Here is a 17612-nt window from a genome sequence, read left to right as displayed (position 1 = left end):
ACCCCAGCTTGCGCTGGGGTGACGATATGGGGCGATGACGGATGCTGGCTCAGCGATCCCGCCGCCCGAGCAACCGCAACCGCAGCGCGTTCAATTTGATGAACCCTGCCGCATCGCGCTGATCGTACGCGCCCTGATCGTCTTCGAAGGTCACGACCTTCTCGCTGTAGAGCGAATAAGGCGATTTGCGCCCGATCACATAGACCCCGCCCTTGTAGAGCTTGAGCCGCACCGTGCCGGTGACCTTTTCCTGGCTGTGGTCGATCGCCGCCTGGAGCATTTCGCGCTCGGGCGAGAACCAGAAGCCGTTATAGATCAGCTCAGCATAACGCGGCGCAAGCTCGTCCTTGAGGTGGGCAGCGCCGCGGTCGAGCGTCAGCTGCTCGATGCCGCGATGCGCGAGGTGATAGATCGTGCCGCCCGGCGTCTCGTACATGCCGCGCGATTTCATCCCGACGAAGCGGTTCTCGACCAGGTCGAGGCGGCCGATGCCATGGCGCTTGCCCAGCTCGTTGAGCTTGGTGAGGAGCGTCGCGGGGGACATGCCCTCGCCGTTCAACGCGACGCCGTCGCCGCGCTCGAAATCGATCGTGATGATTTCGGGCGTGTCGGGCGCGTCCTCGGGATTGTCGGTGCGCGAATAGACGTAATCGGGGACTTCTTCCCACGGATCCTCGAGCACCTTGCCCTCGGACGAGGTGTGGAGGAGGTTGGCGTCGGTCGAGAACGGCGCCTCGCCGCGCTTGTCCTTGGAAACCGGGATCTGGTGCTGTTCGGCGAATTCGATCAGCCGGGTGCGGCTGGTCAGGTCCCATTCGCGCCACGGCGCGATCACCTTGATGTCGGGGGCGAGCGCGTAATAGCCGAGCTCGAAGCGGACCTGGTCGTTGCCCTTGCCGGTGGCGCCGTGGCTGACCGCATCGGCATTGACTTGCTTGGCGATCTCGATCTGGCGCTTGGCGATCAGCGGCCGCGCGATCGAGGTGCCGAGCAGATACAGGCCCTCGTAGAGCGCATTGGCGCGCATCACCGGGAAGACGTAATCCTTGACGAATTCCTCGCGCAGATCGTCGATGAAGATATGCTCGGGCTTGACCCCCGCCATCTCGGCCTTCTTGCGCGCGGGCTCGAGTTCCTCGCCTTGGCCGAGATCCGCGGTGAAGGTCACCACCTCGCATTGATAGGTCTGCTGGAGCCATTTGAGGATGACGCTGGTGTCGAGGCCGCCCGAGTAAGCAAGGACGACACGATTGATCTTTTCCGACATGGCGGCTCCGAACGCTGAATTGGGGAATCGCGAGCGCGTCTAAGTCCCGGGGGACGGTTCCGCAAGCGGCGGAGGCGTTCCGACGTCCTTGAGCAGCCCCGGCCACCACAAAGCGAGCGCGCCAGCGCGATAGACATAGCTCATGGTCAGTGCGATCCACACGCCGAGCGCTCCCCAGGGGCGCATCGCGAGATCGGTCGCGATGTACAAGCCCGTCGACAGGATCGCGGCGTTTCTCAACGCCTTGCCTCGCGTCGCGCCGATGAAGATGCCGTCGAGCAGCCAGGCTGGCGCGCCGATCAGCGGCAGCAGCGCGGCGAACGGGGCAAACGCCAGCGCGCGTTCCTGCACGTGCGGGTTGCTGGTCATCAGCTCGACCAGCCAGCGCCCGCCCAGGCCGATCGCCGCGACGAAGACGAAACCGCTGGCGAAGGAGAATTCGCCGGTCAGCCGGATCGCACGGAGGAAATCAATCCGCGACTTTGCCCCTATCGCCTGGCCGACACGCGATTCGGCGGTGAAGGCGAAGCCGTCGAGCACATAGGCCGCCAGGCCGACGAATTGCGACAGGACATGGTTGGCGCCGAGCTGGACCGGTCCCAATCGGGCGCCGGCATTGGCGAACCAGCCGAACAGGATCAGCAAGGCGATTGTGCGGACCATGATGTCGGCATTGACCCCGAACAGCCGCTTGAGCGCGGCCGGATCGAAGGCGCGCGCCGCTTCGCTGCGGATCGCGGTGCGGCCATCGCGCCCGAGCACGACAGCGGCGATGGCGAGGCCGGTGGCGAGCGCGATCCACTCCGCGCTCGACGTACCGAACCCGACGCCGCGCGCGCCCCAGCCGAAATGCCAGACGAAGATCAAATCGAGCGCGATGTTGGCGGCGTTCATCACCAATTGGAGCAGCAAGGCCGCGCGCGTCCGCCCCAATCCGAGCAGCCAGCCGTTGATGGCGAAGCCGGCCAGCGCGGCGGGTGCGCCGAACAGGCGAGCGGCAACGAACCCCTCCGCCACGCTGTCGAGCTCGCCCGAGCCCGCGAAGATACGAAAAGCGAGCGGGATGAGCACAATCTGGAGCGCGAGCAGCGCCGCGCCGAGTCCGAGCCCAAGAGCGATGCCGCGGATCAGTAGCGCACGAACCTCGACCGCGTCCTTGGCACCCTCGGCCTGCGCGGTCAGACCGGTCATCCCCATCCGCAGGAAGCCGAAGGTCCAGAACAGGAAAGTGACGACGAAACTGCCGAGCGCGACCGCCGCCAGCGCCACCGCATCGCCGGTCCGGCCGATGATCGCGGTGTCGACCAGCCCGACCAGCGGCACCGTGATCTGCCCGATCATGATCGGCCAGGCCTGCGCTGCGATCGAGCGGCGGGTGATCGCGGAGGCGGTCATGGGGGTGTGCCTAATCGGCGGTGCAGCCGGCGTCACGTCGAGATTGGCGAGCGGACGGGCTCAAAACTGGTCGTCATGCCGGCCTTGTGCCGGCATCCACTGAACCGCTCGGCCCAGGGGTCGGGGCAAGGTGGACCCCGGGACAAGCCCGGGGTGACGACGGATTGTTTGGCAAGCGCTGGGCAGACAGGGGCCGCCAGCGCGACCACGCAGCCCTAAGGCTTCGCCCCGATCTCGCTCACGCTCCCGGCGAATTCCTCGAAATCCTTCGCCTCGGTGAAGTCCTTATAGACGCTGGCGAAGCGGATATAGGCGACCGAATCGAGGCCCTTGAGCCCTTCCATCACCATCTGGCCGATCTGCTGCGCGGGGATTTCGGGGTCGCCCGTCGTCTCGAGCTGGCGCTGGATGCCCGACACCAGTTTCTCGATGCGCACGGGATCGATCGGGCGCTTGCGTGTCGCCACCGAGATCGAGCGCATCAATTTCTCGCGGTCGAACGGTTGGCGGCGATCGTCGCTCTTGAGCACGACCAGGTCGCGCAGCTGGATGCGCTCGAACGTGGTGAAGCGCGCCGCGCAGCCCTCGCATTGCCGCCGGCGGCGGATCGCCGCGCCGTCCTCGGTCGGGCGCGAATCCTTGACCTGGCTGTCTTCGTGGCCGCAAAAGGGGCAACGCAAGGTCGATCAGTCCTTCTTCGTGAGTCTGTCGAGCGCGGCGGCACCGGCGCCGATCACCGCGCCGCCGATCACGCCGATGCCCGCGACTGGCAGCGAGACGATCGCCCCCAGTACCGCACCGCGCTTCATCGCACCGCCAACGCCCGGTTCGGGCTCACCGGCGCGCGAGCGGTGAAGGGCGGCGCGGGCCGCCGCGAGCGTTTCGTCCGAAGAACTCATACGTCTCCTTATTTGGCGAATCGATTATACGCCATGATTCCGGCGCCGATCACCGCGCCCGTCACCATCGAGATCGGCAGCACGATCGCCGCCACCGCGCCAACCGCCGCGGCACCCGCGATCTTCTGCGCATCCTCGTTCTTCATCAGCTCGCGCGCGGTCTTTTCGGCCTCGGACGCGCTGTTCATCACGAACGCCTTGGCTTCTTCATAGGTGGTCGAACCGTCGCCGGTCGCGACGCCGCACGCCGGGCAGAATTTGGCGCCGTCGGGCAGTGCCGCGTCGCAATGCGTGCACATCCGCTTCAGATTGTCTTCGGTCATGTCTCAGCCTTCCGGATAAATCGGGAATCGGTGACATAGTGCATTAACACGGTCACGCACAGCCATTTCGACTTGAGCGTCGCCCTGCTCGCCATTTTTGGCCAGGCCATCGAGCACGTCGGCGACCATATTGCCGATCTCGCGGAACTCGGCGGGACCGAATCCGCGGGTAGTACCGGCGGGCGATCCGACGCGGATGCCGCTGGTCTTGACCGGGGGGAGCGGGTCGTTGGGGATGCCGTTCTTGTTGCAGGTGATGCCCGCGCGCTCGAGCGCTTCGTCGGCGTCCTTGCCGGTCACGCCCAGCGGGGTCAGGTCGATCAGCGCGAGGTGCGTGTCGGTGCCGCCCGAGACGACCGCCGCGCCGCGTTCGGCCAAGGTCGCCGCCAGCACCTTGGCATTCTCGATGATCGCCGCGGCATAGAGCTTGAAGTCGGGACGCAGCGCCTCGCCGAACGCGACCGCCTTGGCGGCGATGACGTGCATCAGCGGGCCGCCCTGCAGTCCGGGGAACACCGCCGAGTTGATCTTCTTGGCGATCGCCTCGTCATTGGTGAAGACGGCACCGCCGCGCGGGCCGCGCAAGGTCTTGTGCGTCGTCGTGGTGACGACATGGGCGTGGCCGAACGGGGTCGGGTGGACGCCGCCCGCGACCAGCCCGGCGAAATGGGCCATGTCGACCATGAAGATCGCGCCCACTTCATCGGCGATCGCGCGGAACCTGGCGAAGTCGATCTGGCGCGGATAGGCCGAGCCGCCGGCGATGATTAATTTGGGCTGGTGCTCGCGCGCCTTGGCCGCAACCTCGTCGAAGTCGATCAGATGCGTCGTGGCGTCGACGCCATATTGCACCGCGTTGAACCACTTGCCCGACATCGCCGCCTTGGCGCCGTGAGTCAGGTGCCCGCCCGAATCGAGGCTGAGCCCCATGATCGTCTCGCCCGGCTTGACGAGAGCGAGCATCACCGCACCGTTCGCCTGCGCGCCCGAATGCGGCTGGACGTTGGCGAACTCGCAGCCGAACACTTCCTTGGCGCGATCGATCGCCAACTGCTCGACTTCGTCCGACGGGTGGCAGCCTTGATAGTAACGCTTGCCCGGATAGCCTTCGGCATATTTGTTGGTGAACACCGATCCCTGCGCCTCGAGCACCGCTTTCGAGACGATATTCTCCGACGCGATCAGCTCGATCTGGTTCTGCTCGCGGGCGAGTTCGTGGCGCACGCCGGCGAACACCGCGGGATCGGCCTCGGCCAGGCCGCGAGTGAAATAGCCGTCGGGCTGGACGTCGTGGAGCGTGCTGGGATTCGTGCTCATCGTTCAGGCTTTCGTTGGTTCTGCTGGCGTGGGATGGCCGAGCTTGTCGACCCGGTGCTGGTGGCGGCCCCCGGCAAAGGGGGTGGATAGAAAGGCTTCGAGGCAAGCGATCGCCATCGCCTCGCCGGTCAGCCGCGCGCCGATCGCGATCGCGTTGGCGTCGTTATGTTCGCGGGCAAGCGCGGCAGACAAAGGTTCGGAGACGAGCGCGCAGCGAACCTTGGGATTGCGATTGACCGCGATCGAAATGCCAATGCCGGATCCGCACAAGGCGACCCCGCGTTCGGCCGCACCACTGGCGACCGCCTCGGCGAGCTTGTAGCCGTAATCGGGATAATCGACGCTCGCGCCGTCGTGCGGACCCAGATCGTCGACTTCATGCCCGGCCGCACGCAACCATTCCGCAAGCGTCGCCTTGAGGGCGATGGCGGCATGATCGGACGCGATGGCGATGCGCATGAACTGGGCGCGGGTCCTTTGAGCTGTCGTGTGAGACGCCCTTACCGATCCGTCGCGGGTTACGCCACCCCGACTTTGGGTTTTATCTTCAGCCAGCCGCGCGCGCGGACCGCGGAAAGGTAGGTGTCGCTGACCGGCAGCCGCGTCCCGTGGACCAGCACCAGCCGCCAGGCGCGCCCGTCGCGCACCGCGCCGTCCATGCCCGCGGCGGCGATCCACGCGCCGCGATGAACCTGCTCGCCGTCGATCCCCGCCAGTTCGGCGCGTAGATCGGCGAACCGCGCCAGCACCAATAGAGTCCGTCCGTCGCCGAGATGGACGCGGCAGTAATGATCCTCGGCACGCAGGCCGTGCACCTCGGCGAGGTCGCGGACGCCCGCGCGAAACAGGATGCCGGTGTCGGCGGGAATGACAGCTTTCGCTGGGCCCGCCCGCCGCGCCAGGAACAAGGCGACGAATAAGGTGACGCTGATCGCCGCCGCCTCGATCCAGGTCCGTGCGGGATCGATTGCGGTACTGACCCCGAACAAACGGAGCGCGAGCGGGATTTCGAGCGGCAGCGGCAGGTTGATGGCCAAAGCCCCGAGCACCGCGGCTCGCCGCCAGTCCCGCGGGCGCCGCACCCGCCAGGCGAACCAGACGATCCATTTGGCGATGTTCCAGCCGATCAGCAGCGACCAGAAACCGAACCGCGCCGGATAGGCCATCGCGATCGTCCCGAACGCCCCGGTGATCGTCGCCAGAACGATCGCCGCGAGCCCGCTCGCCGTCAGCGGCACGAAACCCGGCAAAGCGACCACATGGTTCGCGAAATTGCGTGCGGCATTGGCGAAGCCGCGATTGCGCGGCCGTTGTCGTTTCGGCTGATCAGGGGAAAGCGTCGCCATCGCGGCCGACGCTGCCACGAAGCGACGCGGAGGACCATATGCGGCGGATTATCCTGGGGACGTTGGCTCTAATCATGACGGTACCGGCGAGCGCGCAGCAAGCCGATCCCGCCACGATCGCTGCGCAGAAGGACGCAGCGGGCAAATTCGCCTGGATGGACGGCACCTGGCGCGGCACCGCAACGACGCGCGGGCCGAGCGGCGAGCATAAAGTCACGCATACCGAGCGCATCGGCACCATGCTTGGGGGGAGCTTGAGGGTGATCGAGGGCCGGTCGTTCAATGCCGACGGGTCGATCGGCTTCAATGCCTTCGCAGTGATTTCGTACGAACCGACGAAGAAAGCTTACAATTTCCGCTCTTATGCGCTTGGTCATGCCGGCGACTTCGTCATCACGCCGACCGCCGACGGCTATGTCTGGGAGGTTCCTGCCGGCCCGGCGACGATCCGCTACACCGCGACGTTCAAGGACAAGGTGTGGACCGAGATCGGCGAGCGCGTCGTGACGGGTCAACCACCGGTGCAATTCTTCGAGATGCACCTGACCCGGGTCAGCGACACCAGCTGGCCCGATGGCGGGGCAATGACCCCGTGATCGCCTCGCCCCATCGCGAGTCCGGGGGGCGTCATCGAAACGTCACCGGATTGCCCTAGCGCGAAAAGGTCGCGCGCGGTAAGGCCGCGCACCCTCTGGGACACTTCATATGGCCACTGCCCTTGCTCCGCAAAAGAACCGCGCCGTCCAGGATGCGGTCCACCGCCACGACCATCTGACCAAGCAGGGCATTCTCGAACGCGCCTTCACCTTCGCCTTCCGCGGCCTGGTCTATGCGCAGATCTGGGAAGATCCCTCGGTCGATATGGAAGCGCTGGCGATCCAGCCCGACAATCACGTCGTGACGATCGCCTCGGGCGGGTGCAACGCGCTCAGCTATCTGACCGCCAATCCGCGCCGGATCACCGCGGTCGACCTCAACACCGCGCATATCGCGCTCAACAAATTGAAGCTCGCAGCAGCCCGCCATCTGCCCGATTACGATGCTTTCCACCGCTTCTTCGCCGAAGCCAACACCAAGGCGAACATCGCGGCGTACAAGAGCTATATCCGCCCGCATCTCGATGAGCCGACGCGGCATTATTGGGAAAGCCGCGACCTGATCGGCCGCCGCCGCATCGGCGGGTTCGCCAAGGGGCTGTACAAGCGCGGCCTGCTCGGCGGCTTCATCGGCGCGGCGCATATGCTGGCACGGCTCCACGGGCTCGATCCCAAGGCGATCCTCAAGGCCAATACGATCGAGGAACAGCGCGAGATATTCGACCGCGAATATGCGCCGTTCTTCGACAAGGCGTTCGTGCGCTGGCTGACCGACCAGCCGGCGTCCTTGTTCGGGCTCGGCATCCCGCCCGCTCAGTACGAAGCGCTGGCCGGTGACGCCAAGATGGCGACGGTGTTGCGCGAGCGGCTCGAAAAGCTCGCTTGCGACTTCGACCTCAAGGACAATTATTTCGCCTGGCAAGCGTTCGGCCGCGGTTATGGCGAAGGGCCGGAGGCACCGCTGCCGCCCTATCTCCAGGCCGACAATTACGCCGATGTCGTCGACCGGCTCGACCGGATGGAAATCCTCCATTCAAACTATAGTGAGTTCCTCAAGCGCCAGCCCGATGCCTCGCTCGATCGCTACATCCTGCTCGATGCGCAGGATTGGATGACCGACGAGCAATTGACCGATTTGTGGACCGAGATCACCCGCACCGCGCGGCCGGGATCGCGCGTGCTGTTCCGCACCGCGGGCGAGCCGACCATCCTGCCGGGCCGCGTGCCCGACGCGGTGCTCGGGCGCTGGACCTATCGCGCCGAGGACTCGCTCGATTACACCCGGCGCGATCGTTCCTCGATCTATGGCGGCGTGCATCTCTACGTGCTGGGGGACGCCGCCTGAGCGAGCAGCCGCATGCGGCGCAGATGGACGCGATCTATCGCTCCCAGCGCCACTTTTACGACCTCACCCGCAAATATTACTTGTTGGGACGTGACGCGCTGATCGAGGGCCTCGCGCCTCCGCCGGGCGGCAGCGTGCTCGAGGCGGGGTGCGGCACCGGGCGCAATCTGATCGTTGCCGCGCGGCGCTGGCCCGACGCGCATTATTACGGTGTCGATATCTCGGAGGCGATGCTCGAGACCGCGCGCGCCAATGTCGCCAAGGAGGGACTGAGCGATCGCATCGCTTTCGCGCTGGGCGATGCCACCGCGTTCGATGCGAAGGGCATGTTCGGCCGCGCCGAATTCGATCGCGTGTTCCAATCCTACACCCTGTCGATGATCCCCGACTGGACCGGCGCGATCCGCGAGGCGGCAAGCAAGCTCGCGCCCGGCGGGCGGCTCGACATCGTCGATTTCGGGCAGCAGGAACGCCTGCCGCGCTGGTTTCGCGCGATGCTGTTCGCCTGGCTCGGCAAGTTCGATGTCAGCCCGCGCGCCGAGCTGTTCGAGGTGGTGGACAAGATCGGGCTGAACGCGCAACACCGCACGCTCTATCGTGGCTATGCCTGGAGCGCGCGCCTCACTCGTGACTGAGCTTACCGACCTTCATCAGCCGATTATCGTCCTCGTCCGTCCCCAGCTTGGTGAGAATATCGGCAAAGCGGCACGCGCCATGCTCAATTTCGGGCTGACCGAGATGCGGCTGGTGGCCCCGCGCGACGGCTGGCCCAACCCGCAGGCGGGACCGGCGGCATCGGGTGCCGACGTGGTGCTCGAACGTGCGCGGGTATTCGACAGTGTCGCCGAGGCGGTCGCCGATTGCCCTCATGTCTATGCGACCACCGTCAGGAAACGCGGCGTCACCAAGCCGGTGATGACTCCCGAGGCCGCGGCGCGCGAGATCCATGAGCAAGCAGGCCGGTCGGCGATCCTGTTCGGGCCCGAGCGCTCGGGGCTGGAAACCGACGATGTCGCGGTCGCGCGGACGATCGTCACCGTGCCGATCAATCCCGCGTTCGGCAGCCTCAATCTCGCCCAGGCGGTGATCCTGGTCGCGTACGAATGGTCGAAAAGCGTGTCGCTCGCGCAGCCGACCGACACCGACCTGCCGCTACCCGCGCCGCAGGAAGAGCTCGACGGCATGATCGGCCAGCTCGACGCGATGCTGGAGGGTGCCGGCTTCTATTTCCCGCCCGATCGCGTGCCGACGACGAAACGGACATTACGCACGCTGTTGACCAAGCCCGGTTGGTCGAGCCAGGAAGTGCGGACATTGCGCGGCGTCTTGTCGGCACTTGCCAATCCGCGTCAGCGAGGCTGACGTTTTTGACTTCCTTCGGCGCTAGGGAACCGATACAGCTTCGCGCCAAGTAAAGCCGCTCTCACTTCGGAGTTATACATGCGTTTCAAGATGATGGCAGCTGCGGGCCTTGCGCTGCTGACCGTTCCCGCTTTCGCCCAAACCGGCGATACGGCGCCGGCGCCCAAGCCGAAAAAGGAAAAGAAAATCTGTCGCCCGCTCGAGCCGTTTCCCGGTTCGAACATGATGCGCAGTTCGTGCCACACCAAGGACGAATGGGCGAAAATCGACGGCACCGGCGTCGATCCCAACGCCGAACGGGCGCCCATGCCCGGCGTGCGCTCGGGCGACGGGCTCACCTCAGGCAGCGGTGCGTCGGACGCACACTGACACTTCATCGAACGCTGCCCGTCGTCGAACGACGGAGGCGCGCTGGGTCCAGGCGCTTCGCCAGGTTGGTGATGAGCGCCCCAGCCGCTTTGGCCTTCGCTCCAGTGACGGACACGATAGTCGGATAAGCAATCCAACCAGGGGAGTTACTAATGCATTTCAAGATGATGGCGGCAGTACCCGCCATGTTGTTCGTTGCTCCGGCGATCGCTCAGTCCGCTACCGACGCAGCCGCGCCGGCACCCGTCAAGGAAAAGAAGACTTGCCGCCGCGACGGTCCAGCCACCGGCTCGATCCTCGGTGGCCATGTGACGTGTCATACCAAGGCCGATTGGAGCCGGATCGATTCTGACAATGCGCGCGTCAGAGACGATGCGATGCAGCGTTCGCAAACGCTCCAGAATAATGGTCAGGTCGTCCGACAATAAGGCCGACCCCACCACTGAGGCTTGACTCTAGCGGACGCCTCTGCGAGAGGCGCGCCCTTCGCAAACGGCCCCGCACTTCCGGTGAAGCGGTGGCCCTGCCGATCTCCTGATCTCAGCAGAGCGATGACCGGAATTAGCGCCGCCTTCGGGCGGCGTCGTTGTTGGCAATTGCAAAGGAATATTTATGTCGAAGCGCTCCAGCGCCAAGCACAAGCTCGACCGCCGGATGGGCGAAAACATCTGGGGTCGTCCCAAGTCCCCGGTGAACAAGCGCGAATACGGCCCCGGCCAGCATGGTCAGCGCCGCAAGGGCAAGATGTCGGACTTCGGCATCCAGCTGCGCGCCAAGCAGAAGCTCAAGGGCTATTACGGCGACGTGACCGAGAAGCAGTTCCGGCATTGCTATCACGAGGCCGCCCGGATGAAGGGCGATACTTCGCAGAACCTGATCGGCCTGCTCGAACAGCGCCTCGACATGATCGTCTATCGCGCCAAGTTCGCCCCGACGATCTTCGCCGCGCGCCAGCTGGTCAGCCATGGCCACATCCGCGTCAACGGCGTGAAGTGCAACATCGCGTCGCGCCGCTGCTTCGTCGGTGACGAAATCACGCTGGGCACCAAGGCCAAGGAAATGGCGCTGGTGATGGAAGCGCAGCAGCTCGCCGAGCGCGACATTCCCGATTACGTCTCGCCCGACGGCAATGCCAAGGTGACCTTCACTCGCGTGCCGACCCTCGACGAGGTGCCGTACCCGGTGAAGATGGAACCGAATCTGGTCGTCGAATTCTACTCGCGCTGATGACACGGATCGGCGTGAGCTGATCTGGACGACATCGTCGATATGCGAAAGGGCGGTCCCTATGGGGCCGCCCTTTTGCGTTGACGGATAAACATTCTAGGACTGTCCGAAGCTCTCTTGTGTGGTTGCGAGCGCCGACCCACAAGTTGGTGTCGCGAAACGGACGAACCGGCCGACGGCATTGGGGAAAAGTGATCGATATTCTGCAACGATACCCGCACGTTGCGGACGAGCCGCTCGCCATGGCGATGCTGTGCCAGGCGCTCAAGACAAAGGGCATCGCCGGCGACGCTTATGCGCTGGGGCTGGCCGCGGTGGCGGCAGCGCCCGACGACACCGACGTGCGCGACCTGGTCCGCGCGGCACTGTCGGCGGGCGTACCGCACTGGCATGCGCCAATGCTGCGCGACGGCCCCCGCAACGCTTGTTACTCCCAAGCGATCGCCAGGCTGGTGTCCCCGGGAATGCGTGTATTGGAGATCGGTACCGGGGCCGGGCTGCTGTCGCTGCTCGCCGCCCGCGCCGGTGCCCAGGTCATCACCTGCGAAGCCAATCCGGTGATCGCGGCGGCGGCGCGCGAGATCGCGCAGCGCAATGGGCTGGCCGATCGCATCACGGTCATCTCCAAATATTCGACCGACCTGGAATTGGGACAGGATCTGGCGGAGCCTGCCGACCTGCTGATGTCCGAATTGTTCGACGACGCGTTGTTTGGCGATGACATCGTTCGGGTCATTACCGACGCCCGCGGGCGGTTGATCCGGCCCGATGCGCCGATCCTGCCGCCGCGCGCCGAATTGCGGTGCGCGCTCGTCGCGCTCGACCACCCGGCCGAATGGCCGCTTGGCATGGTGGAGGGCTTCGACATGTCGCCCTTCAACCTGCTCGCCGCGCCCTCTCCGGCAGTGTTGCGGGCGCGCGCCGATGGAGCCACGCGCCGATCTCGCCCCACCAGCCTGCTCGCCATGGACTTCGAGGCGCCGTCGTTCGGGCCGACCCAAGAGACTGCGACGCTGATCTCCGATGGCGGCGTGATCCACGGGGTAGCGCAATGGCTGCGAGTCGATTTCGGCGCAGACGTGACGTTCGAAAACAGCCCATTCGACGAGTCGCGTTCGCATTGGGGCGCGCCGATCCACCCGCTGTCCGAACCGATCGAGACAGTAGCAGGCGAAGCGATCGAGGTGACCGCGCGGCTGGTGGCGGCGCAATTGCTGATCAGCGCGCGGCGCGCCTGACCAACGCCGCGCTACAACCCCATCGCGTTGCGCAGGAAAGCGTCGGCCTTGCCAAGCATCGTCGTGCGCGCCGTATCGTCATCGAGTTGATGGTCGAGCCCCTTGAACTCGACGAATTCAACCTTGCCACCCGCGCTTTTGATCTTGCCGGCCATCAATCGCGACTCGCCGATCCCGACGTTGGTGTCGCGATCCCCGTGGAACAGCAGCACAGGCGCCTTGATCTTGCCCGCATTGCGCGCCGGCGACCCTTCGGCGATCCACGGACCGTGGCCGATCTGCGCATCGACCTGAGGGAAATTGGTGAAGTCGCGCGACTCGTCTCGTAGCGCGTCCAAGTCGGTGACCGGCGCGATCGCGACGATGGCCTTGAACAGATCGGGGTCGAGCACCGCCGATTGCAACGCGGCATAGCCGCCGTAAGACCAGCCGACGATCGCAAGTTTTCTGGGATCGGCGATGCCGGATTTCACCAGCCAGCGTCCGGCATCGTTCACGTCGCCGATCGAGGTCCGCCACGACTGGAATCCGTTCTTCTGATACCAGGCGTCGCCATAGCCGGTCGATCCACGGAAATTGGGTTGGATAACGACATAGCCACGCGCCACGAAATATTGCGCGAGCCAATCGAAACCCCATTCGTCGCGCGCGCTTGGCCCGCCATGCGGCATCACGATCGCGGGCAGGTTTTTGCCGTCGCTGCCAGCGGGAAGAGTCAGAAAAGCGGGAATGCTGGTGCCGTCCGCGGCTTGGTAGGTAACCGGCTTCACCGTCGCGAGCTTGACGCTGTCCAGGTCGGGCCGCGACGACAGAACTTCCGCCATCGATCTCGTCTTCTTGTCGAACACATAATAGCGTCCGGGATCGAGATCGCTGTAGGCGAACATCAGCAACTTGCTCTCGTCGGCGCTGGCGTCGATGAAGGTGATGATCTTGCCCGGCAACGCCTTGCCCAGCGCAATACGCAGCGCCTTCAGTGGGGGGTCGAAGAACACCGCCTCGCGGCGATCAGTGACATAGGTGGCGCCGACCACGCGATTCTGCCGACCCACTTCGACGAGATCGTCGACATCGACATCCGGCCGCGACAGCACCAGCTTCTTGGTCAGGCTGCCGTCGAGCGCGACGCTGTAGAGCGCGGCGCGCCCATCCTGATTTTCGAATCCATAGGCCACATTGAGCGCCGGATCGACGGCGTAAGGCAGGAAACCCGCCGCCTGACCGGCGACGGACGTTCCCGTCGTGAGCGGCTTCCACGTTCGGCTGTCGGAGGTCCGGTAGGAATAGATGATCTTGTCCGAATCGTACCCCGAACTGGTCTTCGGTCGGATGCCCATCACGCGGACGTTACCCCGACCGTCGCTGATATAGTCGACCGCACCGTCGCGCGCCGGCTCGACCTGCTTGCGCGACAGCGAGGTCGTATCGATCAATTCGACCCCCAATCCCGATTGGCTCTCGGCGATGTGCGTACCGGTCGACGATTCGGGGACGAAAAGCCGCGTCATCAATGCCGACCCATTGCCTCCGGCGCCCCAGTCGATCAGCGAGCCGCCGTTTTGCATCAGCCCCAGCGAGCGGTCGCTGGTCCGCGCGCTCAGCAGCTTGAGATTCTTGCCATCCGAATCGACCGCGATAATCCGGGAGAAACCCAGCCGATCGCCATTGATGTTGGTAGTGATGACAATGCGGCAGATCAGCCGCGTGTCGGTCGACCAGTGGCAATCGCCCAGCTGGTCCGGATTGCCGGTCGAGGTGACGATAGCCTTCAACTCGCCACCCTTGACCAGGTCACCGATCATCAGCGCCGAGCCCCGGCCTTTGGTCGGCTGGATGATCGCCACCTTGGTGCCGTCCGGCGACAGGCTGATCTGCCGCACCGCCTCGCGCGCGCCGAATGCGGCAGCCAGGTCATTGGAAGATTTGGCAGGTGCATCCTGTGCCGCGGCTGCCGTGATAGCGATGGGCGTCAGGCCCAATGCCGCCGCCAAGCCCCATATCCGCATAAGTCCCCCAACCCCTTGATCGCACGATGAATAACGATGACGCCGGACTTCGCAAGGAAAGGCGCGCCCGGTGGCAACCCTTTTGCTCCGTTGTGGACCAAACAGTGGACCGACGCGCGCCGACCGGCCGTGAGGCCACGATGGTCGGCGATGATAGTCCGGCTTGCGCCCTTGGCGGGGCGCTGCCAGACAGCGGCCAACCCTAGCGAAAGGTCGCCGATGCGCCGTCTCGTCCTCTCTCTTGCCGTCCTGGCCGCAACGCCCGCGCTTGCCCAGTCGAGCACCCCCGCCATCTCGGTCGACACGCTCAAGGACGTCACCAAAACCTTGTCTTCCGATGCGTTCGAGGGACGCGCGCCGACCACGCCCGCCGAGGACAAGACGGTCGCCTATATGGTCGAGCGGATGAAGGCGGCGGGGCTGAAACCCGGCAATGAAGGCAGCTGGTTCCAGGACGTGCCGATGGTCCAGCTGACCGCCGAGAACATGACGCCGATGACCTTCACCGGCGGCAAGGCACCGGTCAGCCTGACCTATCGCGACGATATGGTGGTCTCGACCTATCGCGTGACGCCGAAGATCGACATCCGCAACTCGGACGTCGTGTTCGTCGGTTATGGCATCAACGCCCCCGAAAAGGGCTGGAACGATTATGCCGGCGTCGATGTGAAGGGCAAGACGGTGGTCGTGCTGGTCAACGACCCCGATTGGCAGGCGCCCAACAATCAAGGCCTCTTCGAAGGCAAGGCGATGACCTATTACGGCCGCTGGACCTACAAGTTCGAGGAAGCCGCGCGCGAAGGCGCCGCCGCCGTCATCATCGTCCACGATACCGATCCCGCCGCGTACGGCTGGGGCGTGGTACGGTCGAGCTGGTCGGGCGCGCAGCTCGAGCTCGATGAAAAAGGCGATCATATGGACCAGAGCCAGGCGATCGGCTGGATGCAGCTCGCCAAGGCCAAACAGGTGTTCGCCAGCGCGGGGAAGGATTTCGATCAGCTTCAGGCGGCGGCCAAGGTCAAGGGGTTCAAGGCCGTCCCGCTGGGGATCAAATTCTCGGTCGGCTTCACCAACACGATCAAACGCCAGGCATCGAAGAACGTCATCGGCATCCTGCCGGGGACCGAAAAGCCCGACGAGACGGTGATCTATTCGGCGCATTGGGACCATCTCGGCCATTGCACCCCGGTCAAGGGCGACGACATCTGCAACGGCGCGCTCGACAATGCCTCGGGCTCGGCCGGGCTGATCGCGCTGGCGGAAGCGCAGGCCAAGGCCGGTCCGGCCAAAAGAACGATGGTTTTCCTGTCGGTCACTGCCGAGGAATCGGGACTGCTCGGGTCGAAATATTATGCCGAGCACCCGATCTTCCCGCTCGCCAAGACGGTCGGCGGGGTCAACATGGACGGATTGAACGTGATCGGGCCGGCGAAGGATTTCGTCGTCACGGGCTGGGGCAAATCGGAGCTTGAGGATCTGATGAAGCCGCTGGTCGAGGCGCAGGGCCGGGTGATGAAGCCCGAACCCAATCCCGAACGCGGCGGCTATTTCCGCTCGGACCATTTCAGCTTCGCCAAATTGGGCGTGCCGATGTTCGACGGCGGGTCGGGCGAGGATCTGGCCGATGGCGGCGTTGCCAAGGGGCACGCCGCAGTGCTCGATTATATCGAGAACCGCTACCACAAGCCGCAGGACGAATATGACCCCAATTGGAACTGGGCGGGCGCGGTGCAGGATCTGACGCTTTATTACCAGCTCGGGCGCCGGCTCGCCGACACGCCGGTCTGGCCGAATTGGTACAAGACAGCCGAATTCCGCGCGATCCGCGACCGGTCCCGCGCCGGGGCGCGCGCTGGCCAATGATCAAGATTGCCCCTCCCCGGCCCGAATGGGCGCCGCACAAGGCGGTGTGGATCGGATTTCCCAGCCACCCCGAATTGTGGGAACTCGATCTCGAACCCGCGCGTGACGAAGTGACCGCCTTCGCGCGCGCCATCCATGCCGATGGCAAGGGCGAACAAGTGCTGCTGGTCGCCGCCGACGAAGAGGCCGCCGCCGCCGCGCGGCGCCGCGCGGGCGACATCGCCAAGGTCGTGATCCAGCCGTTCGGCGACATCTGGTTGCGCGACACCGGGCCGATCATCCGCGGCGACGGGGTGGCAGCCGATTTCCAGTTCAACGGCTGGGGCGGCAAATATGATCTGCCTGGCGACGACGATATCGGCGCGCGGCTGGCCGAGGCGCGCGGCAAGACGGTCGAGACCTTCAACTGGGTGCTCGAAGGCGGCGCGATCGACGGCGATGGCGAGGGGTTGGTGGTAACCACCGAACAATGCCTGCTCAATCGCAACCGCAACGGATCCACGTCGCGCACCGAGATCGAGGAACTGCTCCATCGCGATCTCGGCTATAGCGAAGTGCTGTGGCTCGGCGACGGCTTGCTCAACGACCATACCGACGGGCATGTCGATAATCTCGCGCGCTTCGTCGGCACACGGCGGCTGGCGATTCCCGAAGCGAGCGAGAACGACCCCAATTGGCAAGTCTATCAACGCGCCACCGCGCGCGCGCTCCAGCATGGCGATATCGAGGTGGTGCCGGTCCCGTCCCCTGGCCGCGTGCTGCGCGACGACGAGATCATGCCGGCGAGCTATATGAACTTCTATATCGGCAATGCCAGCGTGGTGGTGCCGCTCTACGGCACCGAAAATGACGACACGGCGGTCGAGGCGATCGGCGCGCTGTTCCCGGGACGCAAGACCGTCGGTCTACGCGCCGACCATATCCTGACCGGCGGCGGCAGCTTCCACTGTATCTCGCAGCAGATACCGATTTGAGATCAGCGCGATGATCCTCCTCGCCGCCACGTTCGTTGCCCTGCCAGCCTCGGTCTCGGCGCACCCTATGCGCCAGCGCACATCG

At 65.1% G+C, this 17612-nt stretch carries 19 protein-coding genes; 10 read left to right on the top strand and 9 right to left on the bottom strand.

What is annotated here, in order from left to right; genetic code table 11:
* Positions 1 to 49: 49 nt before the first annotated feature.
* The 8 genes from AC1DRD_RS11720 to AC1DRD_RS11685 all read right to left on the bottom strand — a co-directional run bounded on the left by AC1DRD_RS11720 (position 50) and on the right by AC1DRD_RS11685 (position 6547).
* A complete protein-coding gene (locus AC1DRD_RS11720; RefSeq protein WP_478041497.1) occupies positions 50 to 1267 on the bottom strand; it encodes an argininosuccinate synthase in 1218 nt (405 codons plus the stop codon).
* 39 nt (positions 1268 to 1306) lie between these two features.
* Entirely contained in the window at positions 1307 to 2662 is a 1356-nt protein-coding gene (locus tag AC1DRD_RS11715; protein WP_478041496.1) for an MATE family efflux transporter, read from the bottom strand.
* A 215-nt stretch (positions 2663 to 2877) separates the two neighbouring features.
* On the bottom strand, positions 2878 to 3342 hold the full coding sequence (nrdR, locus tag AC1DRD_RS11710; RefSeq protein WP_478031148.1) for a transcriptional regulator NrdR: 465 nt from the start codon (positions 3340 to 3342) through the stop codon (positions 2878 to 2880).
* 6 nt (positions 3343 to 3348) lie between these two features.
* Entirely contained in the window at positions 3349 to 3561 is a 213-nt protein-coding gene (locus AC1DRD_RS11705; protein WP_066821230.1) for a hypothetical protein, read from the bottom strand.
* A gap of 8 nt (positions 3562 to 3569) precedes the next feature.
* Complete coding sequence (locus AC1DRD_RS11700) at positions 3570 to 3884, bottom strand: zinc ribbon domain-containing protein (protein WP_478041495.1); 315 nt, start codon at positions 3882 to 3884, stop codon at positions 3570 to 3572.
* 3 nt (positions 3885 to 3887) lie between these two features.
* Positions 3888 to 5201, bottom strand: a complete 1314-nt coding sequence (gene glyA, locus AC1DRD_RS11695; RefSeq protein ID WP_478041494.1) for a serine hydroxymethyltransferase — start codon at positions 5199 to 5201, stop codon at positions 3888 to 3890.
* Between the two features lie 3 nt (positions 5202 to 5204).
* Positions 5205 to 5660 (bottom strand): ribose 5-phosphate isomerase B, encoded by a 456-nt coding sequence (gene rpiB, locus AC1DRD_RS11690; protein WP_478031152.1) that lies wholly within the window; start codon positions 5658 to 5660, stop codon positions 5205 to 5207.
* 59 nt (positions 5661 to 5719) lie between these two features.
* The gene (locus AC1DRD_RS11685; RefSeq protein WP_478041493.1) at positions 5720 to 6547 is read right to left on the bottom strand and encodes a LytTR family DNA-binding domain-containing protein; all 828 of its coding nucleotides are present in this window, start codon (positions 6545 to 6547) and stop codon (positions 5720 to 5722) included.
* Positions 6548 to 6585: 38 nt separating this feature from the next.
* On the opposite strand from AC1DRD_RS11685, the gene AC1DRD_RS11680 reads away from it, so the two are divergent.
* The 8 genes from AC1DRD_RS11680 (at position 6586) to AC1DRD_RS11645 (ending at position 12684) form a co-directional block, all read left to right on the top strand.
* Complete coding sequence (locus AC1DRD_RS11680) at positions 6586 to 7143, top strand: DUF1579 domain-containing protein (protein WP_478031155.1); 558 nt, start codon at positions 6586 to 6588, stop codon at positions 7141 to 7143.
* A gap of 109 nt (positions 7144 to 7252) precedes the next feature.
* A complete protein-coding gene (locus AC1DRD_RS11675; RefSeq protein WP_478041492.1) occupies positions 7253 to 8488 on the top strand; it encodes a BtaA family protein in 1236 nt (411 codons plus the stop codon).
* A gap of 23 nt (positions 8489 to 8511) precedes the next feature.
* Positions 8512 to 9123, top strand: coding sequence for a class I SAM-dependent methyltransferase (locus tag AC1DRD_RS11670; RefSeq protein ID WP_478041491.1), 612 nt, complete (start codon positions 8512 to 8514; stop codon positions 9121 to 9123).
* Complete coding sequence (locus tag AC1DRD_RS11665) at positions 9116 to 9850, top strand: RNA methyltransferase (protein WP_478041490.1); 735 nt, start codon at positions 9116 to 9118, stop codon at positions 9848 to 9850. Before AC1DRD_RS11670 ends, AC1DRD_RS11665 begins: the two co-directional genes overlap by 8 nt.
* 78 nt (positions 9851 to 9928) lie before the next feature.
* On the top strand, positions 9929 to 10219 hold the full coding sequence (locus AC1DRD_RS11660) for a hypothetical protein (RefSeq protein WP_478031161.1): 291 nt from the start codon (positions 9929 to 9931) through the stop codon (positions 10217 to 10219).
* Positions 10220 to 10371: 152 nt separating this feature from the next.
* Positions 10372 to 10647, top strand: a complete 276-nt coding sequence (locus AC1DRD_RS11655) for a hypothetical protein (protein WP_478031162.1) — start codon at positions 10372 to 10374, stop codon at positions 10645 to 10647.
* A gap of 184 nt (positions 10648 to 10831) precedes the next feature.
* A complete protein-coding gene (gene rpsD / locus AC1DRD_RS11650) occupies positions 10832 to 11446 on the top strand; it encodes a 30S ribosomal protein S4 (RefSeq protein ID WP_066808264.1) in 615 nt (204 codons plus the stop codon).
* 191 nt (positions 11447 to 11637) lie between these two features.
* Positions 11638 to 12684 (top strand): 50S ribosomal protein L11 methyltransferase, encoded by a 1047-nt coding sequence (locus tag AC1DRD_RS11645; RefSeq protein WP_478031164.1) that lies wholly within the window; start codon positions 11638 to 11640, stop codon positions 12682 to 12684.
* An 11-nt stretch (positions 12685 to 12695) separates the two neighbouring features.
* Here the strand turns inward: AC1DRD_RS11645 and AC1DRD_RS11640 are convergent, their stop codons facing one another.
* Positions 12696 to 14690: an alpha/beta hydrolase family protein gene (locus AC1DRD_RS11640; protein ID WP_478041489.1), complete on the bottom strand. Its 1995-nt coding sequence runs from the start codon at positions 14688 to 14690 to the stop codon at positions 12696 to 12698.
* Positions 14691 to 14909: 219 nt separating this feature from the next.
* On the opposite strand from AC1DRD_RS11640, the gene AC1DRD_RS11635 reads away from it, so the two are divergent.
* Complete coding sequence (locus tag AC1DRD_RS11635) at positions 14910 to 16553, top strand: M28 family metallopeptidase (RefSeq protein WP_478031167.1); 1644 nt, start codon at positions 14910 to 14912, stop codon at positions 16551 to 16553.
* Positions 16550 to 17527: an agmatine deiminase family protein gene (locus tag AC1DRD_RS11630; protein WP_478041488.1), complete on the top strand. Its 978-nt coding sequence runs from the start codon at positions 16550 to 16552 to the stop codon at positions 17525 to 17527. The genes AC1DRD_RS11635 and AC1DRD_RS11630 overlap by 4 nt, the downstream gene beginning before the upstream one ends.
* The last annotated feature ends 85 nt before the right edge of the window (positions 17528 to 17612 follow it).

The organism is Sphingomonas sp. P4_G2, from assembly GCF_056401155.1.
This window is presented reverse-complemented; position numbering and strand designations above follow the sequence as displayed.

Bases quoted from the DNA above. Each gene is read 5' to 3' on its own strand.
- AC1DRD_RS11655 (WP_478031162.1), top strand. From the start codon at position 10,372: ATGCATTTCAAGATGATGGCGGCAGTACCCGCCATGTTGTTCGTTGCT.
- AC1DRD_RS11660 (WP_478031161.1), top strand. From the start codon at position 9,929: ATGCGTTTCAAGATGATGGCAGCTGCGGGCCTTGCGCTGCTGACCGTT.
- AC1DRD_RS11640 (WP_478041489.1), bottom strand. From the start codon at position 14,690: ATGCGGATATGGGGCTTGGCGGCGGCATTGGGCCTGACGCCCATCGCT.
- AC1DRD_RS11715 (WP_478041496.1), bottom strand. From the start codon at position 2,662: ATGACCGCCTCCGCGATCACCCGCCGCTCGATCGCAGCGCAGGCCTGG.
- rpiB (WP_478031152.1), bottom strand. From the start codon at position 5,660: ATGCGCATCGCCATCGCGTCCGATCATGCCGCCATCGCCCTCAAGGCG.
- AC1DRD_RS11630 (WP_478041488.1), top strand. From the start codon at position 16,550: ATGATCAAGATTGCCCCTCCCCGGCCCGAATGGGCGCCGCACAAGGCG.
- rpsD (WP_066808264.1), top strand. From the start codon at position 10,832: ATGTCGAAGCGCTCCAGCGCCAAGCACAAGCTCGACCGCCGGATGGGC.
- AC1DRD_RS11670 (WP_478041491.1), top strand. From the start codon at position 8,512: ATGGACGCGATCTATCGCTCCCAGCGCCACTTTTACGACCTCACCCGC.
- AC1DRD_RS11680 (WP_478031155.1), top strand. From the start codon at position 6,586: ATGCGGCGGATTATCCTGGGGACGTTGGCTCTAATCATGACGGTACCG.
- AC1DRD_RS11675 (WP_478041492.1), top strand. From the start codon at position 7,253: ATGGCCACTGCCCTTGCTCCGCAAAAGAACCGCGCCGTCCAGGATGCG.
- glyA (WP_478041494.1), bottom strand. From the start codon at position 5,201: ATGAGCACGAATCCCAGCACGCTCCACGACGTCCAGCCCGACGGCTAT.
- AC1DRD_RS11635 (WP_478031167.1), top strand. From the start codon at position 14,910: ATGCGCCGTCTCGTCCTCTCTCTTGCCGTCCTGGCCGCAACGCCCGCG.
- AC1DRD_RS11685 (WP_478041493.1), bottom strand. From the start codon at position 6,547: ATGGCGACGCTTTCCCCTGATCAGCCGAAACGACAACGGCCGCGCAAT.
- AC1DRD_RS11720 (WP_478041497.1), bottom strand. From the start codon at position 1,267: ATGTCGGAAAAGATCAATCGTGTCGTCCTTGCTTACTCGGGCGGCCTC.
- AC1DRD_RS11700 (WP_478041495.1), bottom strand. From the start codon at position 3,884: ATGACCGAAGACAATCTGAAGCGGATGTGCACGCATTGCGACGCGGCA.
- AC1DRD_RS11705 (WP_066821230.1), bottom strand. From the start codon at position 3,561: ATGAGTTCTTCGGACGAAACGCTCGCGGCGGCCCGCGCCGCCCTTCAC.